The organism is Paenibacillus sp. B-A-8 (genome assembly GCF_048572915.1).
Taxonomy (GTDB): Bacteria; Bacillota; Bacilli; order Paenibacillales; family Paenibacillaceae; genus Paenibacillus_AQ.
The window spans coordinates 3,304,465-3,317,183 of sequence record NZ_CP183882.1 but is presented as its reverse complement, the minus strand read 5'-3'; the positions used below and the strand labels follow the sequence as shown (position 1 = coordinate 3,317,183).

12 protein-coding genes are annotated in these 12,719 nt (G+C 42.2%); 2 read left to right on the top strand and 10 right to left on the bottom strand.

Annotated elements, in window-relative coordinates:
- Positions 1-159 precede the first annotated feature (159 nt).
- Positions 160-1,260: a saccharopine dehydrogenase family protein gene (locus ACN6MV_RS14660; protein WP_419886636.1), complete on the bottom strand. Its 1,101-nt coding sequence runs from the start codon at positions 1,258-1,260 to the stop codon at positions 160-162.
- Between the two features lie 129 nt (positions 1,261-1,389).
- Here ACN6MV_RS14660 and ACN6MV_RS14655 point away from each other — a divergent pair, with 129 nt between their 5' ends.
- Complete coding sequence (locus ACN6MV_RS14655) at positions 1,390-2,475, top strand: helix-turn-helix transcriptional regulator (protein WP_419886635.1); 1,086 nt, start codon at positions 1,390-1,392, stop codon at positions 2,473-2,475.
- Between the two features lie 86 nt (positions 2,476-2,561).
- Here ACN6MV_RS14655 and ACN6MV_RS14650 read toward each other — a convergent pair whose 3' ends face one another.
- Positions 2,562-4,097: an MDR family MFS transporter gene (locus tag ACN6MV_RS14650; protein WP_419886634.1), complete on the bottom strand. Its 1,536-nt coding sequence runs from the start codon at positions 4,095-4,097 to the stop codon at positions 2,562-2,564.
- Positions 4,098-4,371: 274 nt separating this feature from the next.
- On the opposite strand from ACN6MV_RS14650, the gene ACN6MV_RS14645 reads away from it, so the two are divergent.
- Positions 4,372-4,806, top strand: a complete 435-nt coding sequence (locus tag ACN6MV_RS14645) for a MarR family winged helix-turn-helix transcriptional regulator (RefSeq protein WP_419886759.1) — start codon at positions 4,372-4,374, stop codon at positions 4,804-4,806.
- Between the two features lie 86 nt (positions 4,807-4,892).
- On the opposite strand, the gene ACN6MV_RS14640 is transcribed toward ACN6MV_RS14645, so the two are convergent.
- The 8 genes from ACN6MV_RS14640 to ACN6MV_RS14605 form a co-directional block, all read right to left on the bottom strand.
- Entirely contained in the window at positions 4,893-5,429 is a 537-nt protein-coding gene (locus ACN6MV_RS14640; RefSeq protein WP_419886633.1) for a hypothetical protein, read from the bottom strand.
- Positions 5,430-5,582: 153 nt separating this feature from the next.
- On the bottom strand, positions 5,583-5,924 hold the full coding sequence (locus tag ACN6MV_RS14635) for a DUF1801 domain-containing protein (RefSeq protein ID WP_042127593.1): 342 nt from the start codon (positions 5,922-5,924) through the stop codon (positions 5,583-5,585).
- A gap of 94 nt (positions 5,925-6,018) precedes the next feature.
- On the bottom strand, positions 6,019-6,414 hold the full coding sequence (locus ACN6MV_RS14630) for a hypothetical protein (protein ID WP_375102886.1): 396 nt from the start codon (positions 6,412-6,414) through the stop codon (positions 6,019-6,021).
- A 171-nt stretch (positions 6,415-6,585) separates the two neighbouring features.
- Positions 6,586-10,527, bottom strand: coding sequence for a discoidin domain-containing protein (locus tag ACN6MV_RS14625; RefSeq protein ID WP_419886632.1), 3,942 nt, complete (start codon positions 10,525-10,527; stop codon positions 6,586-6,588).
- Positions 10,528-10,797: 270 nt separating this feature from the next.
- The gene (locus tag ACN6MV_RS14620) at positions 10,798-11,145 is read right to left on the bottom strand and encodes a DMT family transporter (RefSeq protein ID WP_042127587.1); all 348 of its coding nucleotides are present in this window, start codon (positions 11,143-11,145) and stop codon (positions 10,798-10,800) included.
- A gap of 17 nt (positions 11,146-11,162) precedes the next feature.
- A complete protein-coding gene (locus tag ACN6MV_RS14615) occupies positions 11,163-11,489 on the bottom strand; it encodes a DMT family transporter (protein WP_042127584.1) in 327 nt (108 codons plus the stop codon).
- Positions 11,490-11,502: 13 nt separating this feature from the next.
- On the bottom strand, positions 11,503-12,036 hold the full coding sequence (locus tag ACN6MV_RS14610; RefSeq protein ID WP_042127581.1) for a TetR/AcrR family transcriptional regulator: 534 nt from the start codon (positions 12,034-12,036) through the stop codon (positions 11,503-11,505).
- A 107-nt stretch (positions 12,037-12,143) separates the two neighbouring features.
- The gene (locus tag ACN6MV_RS14605) at positions 12,144-12,623 is read right to left on the bottom strand and encodes a GNAT family N-acetyltransferase (protein ID WP_419886631.1); all 480 of its coding nucleotides are present in this window, start codon (positions 12,621-12,623) and stop codon (positions 12,144-12,146) included.
- Between the last annotated feature and the right edge of the window lie 96 nt (positions 12,624-12,719).

Below are 12,719 nucleotides of genomic sequence, written 5' to 3'. Positions count from 1 at the left end.
CCTCAACTTCTCTTTTTGTTAACATGACCCATTAGGAAAGAACAGAATTTCTTCCTGAATGAAATGTTCATCAGTTAATACGGTCAAAACGCTTTTGGGTTACGAAAAAGAAGCCTGACGAATCAAGCTTCTTATAATCACTATACACAAATTATTTTATTATGATTTATCTGCATTATGCTCCTTTACTTGGATCTCCATGCTTAGGGTCGACCCTAATTCTTTTTGAATATATGCTAGATCTGTAATCTCCTCAATATGATATACGCCGCCTGGAAATGGTGAATCATAGAGGAGCTTTGATACTGCTGCTGTCACTTTTGCTGTGACGATGGATTGATTCTTTCCTTGCAATATTAAATCAGCATGCGTGGGCTTCCCCTCTCGATTTCTTCCTCGAGCCTCAACCTTGATAGCGAACTGGTCACTCCCTAAATGCAGCCGCTCCATAGCACGAACAATCCCTCTGTTCACCCACCCTGTCTTCAACAATCGAACGATCCCTGTTTTTTTGGCTATGGCCAATATTTTGGTTACAAAGACTGAATCCAGACAAAACCGTGTGGAAATAGTCGATGCTTTGAGCGTTCGGGCAAGCGTCTGTTGATCTGAGAAGGGGAAACAATAAGCATAGCGACTCCCTAAATCGTCACCAAAGTGATACAGCTTTCTATTGGTGAAGCTCTCCACCTCTACCTGTCGATTCTTTTGCTTGATTTCAAACTTTTCTCCTAAACTATTCACTGTCCATTCGATCGCTGCTTTCCCATGAGAATCACCAAGTCCGAGCATTATCGCTATTTCGATTTCTTCCGTCTGTTCTAGCTGTCTTTCTGCTTCACGAGCCATTAGATTCGTTATACCGGGTGCAAGCCCTACACTAAGAACGGCTTTAGACCCGTGTCGTGCTGCCTCTTCACTATACGCCTCCATTTGAGATAAAAACGGACCGCTCGCTGATACATCCACATAATGCGTACCACTGTGAAAGCAGGCCTTTACAAAATCCATACGGGTTTGATCCAAACACATGATGACTAGCTTCACTTGTTCAAGTAAATGTGAAGGTTCAGGCTTACTGATATCTAACTGTAACGGCTTGACTTTGCCGTGTGTAGATTGACTGAACCGCTCTGCTTTTTCAAGACTTCTCCCTGCTGCAAATACTTTACCTGGATACTTCTTCTCTAATATTTCACATATAGTACGCCCTACATGTCCATAGCCACCAACAACAACAATATCTTCTTTTTCCTGCATTTTTATCACCGCATCCTATATAATAGAGTTGATTAAGAATCATTCTCAATTATACGGATTTCACTTCCGTTCACTATCCCACAAATGTGGGGGTTCATTATAATCCATTAAGGACTAGAGGGCTACTCAATGAATACCAATAAACAATTCATTCAAATAAAGAAACAAATCAATAAGCTAGGTATGGTTACTGATTCATCTCACAATTACCGTACTTCTTTGCTCTCTCTCTTACGTGAAGCTGTTCCCTTTGATGCTGCCTGCTGTACTCATGTGGATCCACAGACACTGCTTTCTACCGGTGCAGTTACTGAAGACAATGTAGAGCGAATTCATCCCTACTTGTTCCAGATCGAATACGGGGAGGATGATGTTAACAGCTATGAGCAAATGGTCCATGACAAACGCCTCGTTGCTACAATATACGAAGCAACCGAGCAGCAACCAGAGCGGAGTGCGCGATATCGAAAGGTTTTGACTCCAGCAGGTTTTGGGGATGAACTAAGGGCAGTGCTTATTCTAGGAGAATCTTGTTGGGGCTATTTGACGCTGTACAGAAATGCGGATCAATCGGAATTCTTACAAGAGGAATGTGATTGGATCACCTCGCTCATCCCTCTGATTGCAGCCAGAATGCGTGCGTTCAGTCTTGAGCTTCCAGAGAGAGAGGAGACTTGGGATGATGATCTTTATGGTTCCGGTATTGCAGTTCTATCTGATCATTTGGCTCTTCTGTCCTCCAATCCCGCAGCAGATCGCTGGTTAGAAAAGCTTAGATCATTGGAAATGATCGATGCACATGTCTTACCACGGCCAATCCGTGCAGTAAGCACGCAAGCGTTCAACAGCCCCTCCGAATCTGCCGGAATTGCTAAGGTATGCATTCGTATGAATGAGGGGCCTTATTTACTCGTCCGAGCAAGTCGTCTTCGCTCTTCTGACAGCCAGATTCAGGTAGCTATTTCTTTCGAGCCCGCACGTCCAGCGGACATGCTTCCCATCATTGCTGAAGCGTATGGTTTAACAGAGCGTGAACAGCAGATATTACACGGTGTAATTCGAGGATTATCCACTAAAGAGTTGGCTTCTTCTCTACATATTTCTGCTTACACCGTTCAGGATCATTTAAAGTCCATTTTTAGTAAGTCAGGTGTCAGCAGCCGCAGAGAGCTTATTTGGTATTTACATTCACGCTACAATATTATAGAGATATAAGCTGAACGCGATCCCTTACTTAACAATAATAAAAACAGGCTGAATCCCATTTTATAGAGAATTCAGTCTGTTTAAACATTACATCCTTAATGCGAAGCCGTATACTCTCCCAATTCAGAAGCCGGATCAAACTTCTCCTTACTCATCACAAATGCTGCCAATAGAGCTATAACAGACGGAATAATTGCCCAAGCAAAAGTATGAACAAGCGATGAGGACAATCCCTCTGTAATCTTATCAAGAACTTCAGTAGGGATTTTTTCACGAGTATCCGGGGTCAAAATAGTACTTGGATCGCTTAAATTCACCCCTATAGGTGCCGCACCACCGCTACTGAACATGGATGCTAATTTATTCGAAAACACATGACTTTGGATAATACCGAATACTGTTATGCCGAGTGTCATTCCCAGCTCCCGTGTGAAACTAAGTGTAGAACTTGCGGAACCACGCTGCCTTGCTGTAAAACCATGAATGGCTGCGTTACTTAGAACAGAGAATGAAGAACCTATTCCAAGACCTACTAGAAACATAAATATGGTGACCATGAACCGTGAAGAATCTGGTGTTAATGTGGTTAGCAAAGCGATTCCTACAACAAGAAGTACTAACGTGGAAATCATGATGGTGCGATAATTGAATTTCGAGAGCAGGAATCCGCCCCCTGCTGCAGTGATAACGGAGCCGAGCATCATAGGAAGTAGAACAAGACCCGAATTCGTTGCTGAGCCGCCAAGCACCCCTTGAATGTAGATTGGAATGTACACCGAGGCTGTAATAAATGCTGCTCCGCTAAATATAGCCATAACATTACTCGTAGAATAAAGACGATTCTTGAACATGCCGAAAGTAATGATGGGTTCTTCTGCACGACGTTCGATAAAAATAAATCCCACGATAAACACTACAAAAGCTAAGAACAATCCCACAATCATAGCAGAGTCCCAAGCATATTTTTTTCCACCAAGCTCAATTGCAAACATGAGACACAGGATGGAAGCTACAAGTGTAAACGCACCAAGGTAATCGATCTTTTCCTTGGAATGCTCAACAGACTCTTTATAGAAGAAAGCTATTAAAAAGAATGCGACAACACCTATAGGTAAGTTGATGTAAAAGACCCAAGACCAATGGATATAATCCGCTATATAAGCGCCAATAAGAGGTCCGAAAATACTTGATATCCCATAAGCCGCTCCAAATAATCCGCCGATCTTCCCCCGTTTTTCCGGAGCTACCACATCGAACATGATAGTGAATGCGATCGGAACGAGTGCCCCTCCACCAATACCTTGAATCGCACGATAAATACTCAGCTGAACTATAGAGTTTGCGGTACCACATAAAGCAGATCCGATCATAAATACAATAATTCCGAAAATAAAGAAACGCTTGCGACCATACATATCCGATAATTTTCCGAAAATCGGCATGCCCGCCATCTCAGCTATCATATAAGCAGAAGTCACCCACATCAGTTTGTCAAAACCACCAAGATCCCCTACGATTGTTCCCATTGCAGTTGCTAATATAGTGTTATCCATGGATGCCATAAGTGTGGCCAGCAATAGAGCAGCTATAATAATGCCTACATTATTTTTCTTTTCCAATTTCTTAACCATTCTCTTTTGTTCCCTCCGCTTTTCCTTAATTTCGATTTTAATCTTATCGTTATAGATCGCACACCAGCCTCTCTCTAAACTTCTTGATGCATTACCTTTTGCAAAACTTTAATAATTCCGATAAAATGAATTCAATTAATCGCACGTTCATCGAGTATCTTTATTGTCAGATATCTCGATAATCAAGATATTAATATTTTAAAAGGAGGGCTTTCTTTTGTCAAGAGATCTACACAATCAAGCGAAAAATCAGCAGGAAGACTTCACCTTGCGTATGCGGGGCCTAGGAAGTCGAACGATACTATGTCAGCAAAATGTGGCAGCCTCACTTGGGTTATATAATAATGATTTTCTATCCATAGATATTCTCCACGAAAGAGGTCCCATCACCGCTGGTAAACTGTCCAAACTAACCGGACTGGCTACAGGTAGTGTTACGGCATTAGTTGATCGCCTTGAAAATAACGGTTTTGTTCGCAGACAAAATGACCCCTGTGACCGTCGAAAGGTCATTATTGTCCCTTTGTATGAAAATAATGAGGTCGGAAATGTTTACCTTCCACTGCATGCTGAGATGCTTAAACTAGCTTCCACATACTCGGATGAAGAGCTTAAACTTATTACACAATTTTTAGGAAAAGCAAGTACGATCCTGGAAGAGCAGATTCATCGTCTGAGCTCCACGACAAACAATAATCCGTCTACTTAATCCTTAATTAATCATCAAAAAAGGACGATACCCATTGTCTAATTACAATTGGGTATCGTCCTTTTTTTTCTAAAATTATTCGACTGTTACTTCGTATCTATGGAAATAGTCAGCTTTCCATTGGATTCAACTAAAGAAATTTTGGCGTTATCCGTCTGCCATACCCTACGAAAGTTTGTACCTTCGCCTTCTTTTTCTATATCTGCTGTGCTACCTTCACTTTTAGTCGTAAGCTCTCCAAGCTGTTGCGTTATCTCTTGCATTAATTTTTCCTTGGTAGCTTCTTCAAAATGAATCGTCTCTCCAATCACTTTTCCAGTGTGATCATAAGAGACCTGAAGATTTGCTTTGTGATTCACAATCTTCTCGTTATATTCGCGGGATAAAAGAGTAGAATTCGTACCTTCATTACGATTAGGTGCGCCTTTGCCGAGAGCTTGGACAACTTGAGCATCCTCTTTTCCAATCAAAGTGGCAAGTTCCTCAAGGCTAAATCTTTCCTCAGCTCCACTTGGCACAACCGTTGGAGGTGGTAGCTGGGATTTATCTGCTACTGGTCTTGAGCATGCACTTAGTGCAAAGATCGTAAGCAGTAACAAACAAGTTATCTTTAATTTCTTCATGGGTTTCATTCCCTTCATTGCTAGCACTTGATTTATTTTTCACAATTTATTGAATGATTATGTATCGACATAGCCAAATTCGCCCCTAAAAAAGACGATATCTCATGAAGTCAAATGACTTTAAGATACCGCCCTGTATTCTGAATCTAGCAATTAAAGTGAAGCTGAGGCTTGACTGACCCAAGTCACTAATTGAGCCACATCAACTGTATTCCCTTTACGCAGTTTTAGTGTTTTTCTCTCCGGAGGACCCTCAAACATCCCTTCCGGTAACTCAAGCTCGCTCGTATTAAAAATAACAAAACTTACCGCATCTTTTGATGTTGAGATGGCTGCGGCGTATTTCCCATTTTTCAAAAAATGTGGCTTCTTGTACTGAATTCGTTCCTGCACATCTGGAATCGCCTGGTGAACAACTTCACGAAGAGTATTGGATAATTCCACCTGCCATGGTTCTTTTAACGTTTCAATAAAATCAATTACTTCCTGATTCATTCTTCATCGCTCCTTTAAGTAATTAACTATTAAAATTCTGTAGCATGCTTGAATATTAACGCCTACACAAAACCAAAATTTATAATAACAAAGATCAAGCCTTCCAATATAAGTGCCCCTCCGGAACGAAATAAGAAGCATTTACTTTGTTTTCGCCTTCATTGGCTACGATGGCACAAATCGTTTCCTCTTCCTCATATTTAACTAGGTCTCCTATTTTCAAGGTCGACAATTTGGGGTCAGTAATAGCCACGTCTATATACTCTTCCGTCCAAGTTTGTCCTTGATCTCGGCTAATGGTACACCGCAGAACATGAGGCTGATTTCGATACTCTTCTAGCGCACATAACGTAGCCTCAACTAATTCCGTGAGATCACTTTCGGTCGTGTAGAGCCCATACCCTAAATTGAAAATCCGTTCCTTAGTGGCAGCCCTTCGTTTCAGCCTCCGAGCTTTCCGTTTATCTATTTTATCAGTTTTCATCTCCATCTCAATTCCTTCACATGATTATGAAAAAATCAGAATATAAACTAAAAAAAGTTGATCACCCCATTTATTTCTTGTTCTCCAAGCCAATATCCTCCTCCGCATCTTTAATTTTTTTTACCACTCACCAAATAAAAAGAAGAGTTCCGAAGAACTCCTCCCTCACACTATCGCTTAATGAATCGTCAGATTAAAACCGCTCTGAATATAATTCAGGTTGGGGTTAGCGATATTCGTAGTCGTCAGGTTGTTAAACGTTGCTGAACCATTGCCTGTGTAGGTATAGATTGCCGAACCCTGATGTGGCCCTGAGAACCTTGAAGTAGTAATACCATCTAGTCCTGTGCCATTAATGTTAATGTTGTTGAATACGATATTCTCAAATCCGCCACCATAACCAAACTGGATTGCATCGCGTTGTGTATTGATGATATCGATGTTGGTAAAGGTCACATTCTTAATGGCATCATTCGATGCCTCCAAGTCGATGGCTCCGCGTTCTCCACCGTATAGGTCTTTACTGGTGCCACTTGTAATAATCGTTGTATCCGAAAAAACAATTCCGGTATTATTTTGGAAATGGTATCCCGGGAACACAGTATTCATTCTAATACCGGAACCGCCTACAGTGTCGATGATGTAGTTGTGATCAGCTTTATGACCACCGCCTCCAAAGAATGCTATGGCTGCTGCACGCCAGTTATTCTCAATAGTGTTGTACGAGAATGTGTTATTTACACCCGCCGGAGCACCATTGGTATTACTAGTCCATACAGCAAGACCATCGTCACCGTTATTACGTACATTTGTGTTTCGAACAATTGAATTGCTAGTTCCTTGGGAGTAGTTGATGCCGTCAGCAAGATTGTTCCGAATCCGGCTGTTCTCAACAACAAGCCCACTGGCATAAATAGCAGGCGTATGCGCATAGTCACCTACCCACATACCACATTCAAAATGTTCTACCCAGACATCATGGATGATTGAATTGGTTCCGAAGTTATCCATAAATCCTTTATAAATTGCATTTTGTCCATAACGGGATCGCAAATTCGAATTCATATAAACATTGCTAAAATCCAGCTTGCCGCTAATACGGAGTGAAATCCCGCCACCCGCTGCATTAGGATTAGTAAATTGGAGGTTGGTATGCCAGATCCCAGCACCCGTAACCGTAAAGTTGTTAATCATATTGCTGGCTGAACCAATTTCCCACATGCTGCTAAGATTAAACGTTCCGGCAGGAATATACATACTCTTACCGCCTGCAACAGCTGCATTCACCGTCGCTTTAAAGGCTGCAAGGTCATCCTGACCGTCATTTGCTACAGCACCATAATCTGTCACTGACACGGAGTTCGCCGGACGAGAGACTGCAGTAGGAACGGGTTCGATTTCGAGGAAATCAACTCCATATTCCAGGCTATCTCCATTGTTCTTCTGAATCCGGATGGTGTCTCCAGGCTGGAGAGGGGTGTCTAATTTCCAGTGTACTTCATCAAATCGGAAGAGCGGACGCCCAGCACTAGGAGTATCACCAGGCATATCACCCGAGAAATACTGCCAGCTGTAATAGGAGGTTAACGATACGGTTTTGACTTTTACTCCATTCACATACACGTCAAGTGAGCCATTAAGTCCCATACCATCCGAAGAGTCAGGCATAGTAAATCTCATCGTCACACCCGCGCCGCCTTGCCCCTGTCTTACTGTCCATCCTACGTTCGAACCATTCGAAGGAAGGGCTACATAACGCTGACCTGATGCTTCTGAAGCGATTAGTGCTTGATCAAACGTAGGAGCAGATTTCAATGTTGCACCACCACCGAGAGTAGCATCTTCAGTATCGTATCGACTATAAGGCATGCTTGCACCACGTAAAGCATACACAACTAGATTAGCCGTGTTAACATTGTTTGATTGCTTGGCTGTTACTTCGTTCGCATCCACTTCAACACTAGTGGTGACAGTGTAATTGCCGTTGACTGCTGTCCATGTCCCTGGAATTGTGACGTTAATGGAAGCTCCTGCAGCTATGGTTCCGTTATAGGATCCAGTAAATGTCTGAATCGTGGAGCCCGCTGAGTTCTTTAATGCTACTGTAATACCATGAGAACCGCTTGCAGAAGCAATGGTCCCTTGATTCTTGAGATTCACGGTAAAAGCTACAGAACTATTGGCAACTGGATTACTTGGGGTCCATGAAGCCGCGCCCACTAAGTCAGAGCTGGAGACCGGAGCGATAACAAGCGGTGCCCCGTTCGTATAGCTGTTATTCCCTTCATTTTGCTCAAAAATCACATTGCTTTCATCTACCTTAGCGCTTAGAGTATAGGCCGCAGCGGTTTTGGCTCCAGCATTTAATGTCATTGAGGCTGTTGTGGAAGCCCCGGCAGTTAGTAAACCTACTGGTGCAGATCCAACTAGTTCATTGTTTAAGTAGAAGTTAACAGTTGTTGCTGGGGAGCTAGCATTTCCATTGTTCTTAACAACTGCATTTAATGTAATTGCACTTGTCTCGACCGGAGTAGTAGGAGACCAGGACATCCCCGTTATCATTAGATCAGGATTCGCTCCGGGAGTACCAAATACTTGAAACTCTGCGATTTGCCCAGCCGGCGCACCGGAGTTCGAAGTAATATTCAACTGAAGACGTTTAACCGTTGCCGAGACCGGGATGGTTACTGTGTTGCCCGAAGCTGGATTAAATGTATACGATTGAGCCGCCACCAAATTACTGAAGCTAGTTGTGTCTTGGTTGTGACCAAGCACCTGAATCGTTTGAGTACGAGTACTCCAAGCAGTGGCTGGATTCAGCTTCAATACGATTGAAGTAATGTTATGGTTCGCACCTAAGTCGAGCGTCAAAGTACTTGGATTGCTGCCGCCTTCCCAGTATGTGCTTGTGTCGTTATCGTTCGCATTTGTGGCTACGAACGTTTGTGTGCTGGAAGATGCGGTAATCGACTTGCCAACAGCAAAATTGCTCCCCGGAGCAGGTGTTGGTGTGACCGTTGGTGTTGGTGTAGCTGTTGGCGTTGGCGTTGGTGTAGCTGTTGGTGTTGGCGATGCTGTTGGTGTTGGTGTTGGTGTTGGTGTTGGTGTTGATGTTGGCGTTGGTGTTGGCGATGCTGTTGGTGTTGGTGTTGGTGTTGGTGTTTCAGAAGGTGTAGTTGTTGTCGACGCTACAGTGATTAGATCCAGGTTAACGTTACCAGAATCACCAGCATCATATTTATATGCAATTGTGTTGTTACCTGCATTCAGATTTAGTACTTCAACTTTAGTGCTCCATGAATCCCAGTTTGCCAAGTTAGGTAATGAGGTCTGGCCAATTCTGGTACCATTGACGTAGATACTTATTGTCTTTGTACTGCCACTTGCATTAGCGTATTTCAACGTCACCTCACGGCTGCCTGCTGCTGGTACGTTAACCGTGAAAGTAGTTGTTGCACCTTGCGTCAAGTATCCATCCACGAACCCCGTACCGGAATAACCGGCATGGTCCGTATTTACTTTAGCTCCTCCAGATAGTGAAGCCGATTCAGCTTCGTAAGTACCGGAAGACGTTGGAGTTGCTGTTGGTGTAGGAATAGGACCGCTTGCACCGTAAATCTCGAATTCAGAAAGCTGAGCTGCTGGCCAGCCTGTATTGCTCGTTACATTCAGACGAACATAACGCGTACTGGTTGAGGCAAAATCGATCGTAACGCTGTTTCCTGCTACTGATGGGTTAAAAACATAATTCGTAGACGCTACAATGTCTGTGAACGTAGAACCGTTCGTGCTGCCTTGAACGGCCAGGGTTTGCGTCCTTGTTTCCCAACCAGAAGGTAACTTAAGAACGACTTGATCAACATTCGTAATTGTACCTAAATCGACTTGAATCCATTGCGGGAATGCATTATTCGTACTTTCCCAATACGTATTTTGATTACTGTCTTTAACATTGTTCGGACTATAAGTTTGAGATTGACCGCTTGCCGTTACATTTTTACCGAGTGTCAGGTTTGGTCCTCCGGAGGCTGAAACAAAATTAAACGGGCCCGCAGCCAAGAATAAGCTTGAAATCAACATGGATACTACCAACGACCATACAACATACTTGTTACGCATTTTAATTTTTAATCCTCCTCAATTGTGTTAGATTCTCTAAATAATGAACCTATCAAAGTGCTCGAATGATAGCGTTTACAAATATAGTCACCTTAGAGCACATTTAAAAGAACCACACCCTCCCTCCACTTTCAGACACACTCATTATAGATAAATAGCAGCTCAAACTATAAGATGTAATTCTACGGAAAAGGTAAGTGATACCATTATTACGAAACTATGCGATTTACGGAATCTATGACATCTATTCAAACAAAAAAAGAGCCCGATTTAACGAGCTCTCTCTTGATCTGCAGAAGGTGCGTTTAATAATACTACCCCGCCTACTATTAATACTATTCCGGCAAACGTAAGAATACCAAATGGATCTCCCCATACAACCATACCCACAAGTGCGGTTAGAACTGTACCTACACCCGACCAGATCGCATATGCTAAGCTTAACGGTAATTCTCTAAGGCTTATAGATAAACTATAAAAAGCGATTATAAAACCAATAATAACCCCTATTGATGGGAGTAATTGCGTGAATCCTTCCGACATTTTCAGCATAGTAGTGCCTACGACTTCGCTAGCAATCGCTATACCTAGAGCTATATATCCAACATTTCTTTTCATGCTACAGCCTCCAAATTCTAATGAGCCCCACCAGAGAGCTTCATAATAATTACCCCACCAATAATGAGCAGCAGACCTAATAACTTCTTACGGTTAAAGCTCTCTTTATAAATGAGTACGCCTATTAAGGCTGTCAATGCTGTACCCACCCCTGACCAAATCGCATAAGCCGTCCCTAATGGAATTGTTTTAAGTGCTAAAGAAAGACTATAAAAGGCAAAACCCATCCCAAGGATCACTCCAATGGAAGGTAATAGCTTTTTAAACCCGTTAGATACTTTTAGCATTGAACTGCCAAATACCTCAAAGATAATCGCTGTTGCCAATAATACATATGAATTCAAATTTAGCGCCTCCTTACTTCGTCATATTTATTAAATCTTGAATGACTTTAGTCCGTAATTCATCTTCTAACACACCTAATCCGAACATCTCAGAATACCATAACCCGTCTGCAGCCAACCTAACGATAGTAGAACGGACAGGATCAATGCCGTCGTTCTCTATATTTTTTTGCCACATTGCATATTGATTTTGAAATTTACTAAGAATATCCGGATTGGTAAAAAGAGCAGCCGAAAGTGCGGTACCGATCTCTTTGCCTTCTTTAAGATCTTCATCAATAGCTTCAGCAAAAGCCCGACTCCACTTTCCTTTCTCAACGGTTGCGCTCATTGCCCTTTCTTGAACATTAGTAAAAAAATCGTTCGTTAACTCTTCCACCATCCCCATGATCAAAGCTTCTTTATTTGGAAAATGGTGCAGTAGCCCGCCTTTACTGACACCAGCCTCTTTAGCAACAGCTTCAAGGGTCAGCTTCTCCACGCCATTATTTTTAACAACCGCGGAAGCAGCCAGTAGAATAGCTTTCCGTTTAGAATTACTGTTCACGTTAATCACCTCTGCTATTTACTATACCGTCTGGACGGTTTTGTTGTCAAATAAAAATAACTACTTACATATAAAAAGCCCGGTAATCCAGGCTCACATTTTTCAATCTATCGAGTTAAGTCTTTTATATACCAAGCATCACAAGCAAAATGCTCCGAACCTGCAAGTGGCGCGTTTAAACGTTCAAATCCGCTTTTTGTATAAAAACGGTTAGCTCCCTGCATATTCTGTAACGTCTCCAGATAACATTTGTTGTAATGAAGTTTGGCAAAATCCAGCGCGATATTCAATAGTTCGGTGGCTACTCCAGTACCTCTAGTAGTAGAAGTTAAATACATTTTTTGTAATTCACATATGTCCTCTTCTTTCCCGAAAGGTGCAATTCCGCAACCTCCTAACACAGTTCCTTCCTCTTCAACAATCCAGTATGCTCGATTCTTATCATTAGTATAGTACTGATATAAATGATGCAAGCTGTCATCTTCCCACGCTAAACCTGCTCTATTCCCTCCGAACTCCATTAGGCACTCCCTAATAATTAGTTCGATAGCATAATTATCCTTCATTTGTATTCGTCTGATGTTCATGATTAATCGGTCCCCTAACCTTCGAGTATCAATCTATTGTACCACTTAAATGAAAGGATAATTATAAGGGGTTTCATACATAATATAGGTGAATTT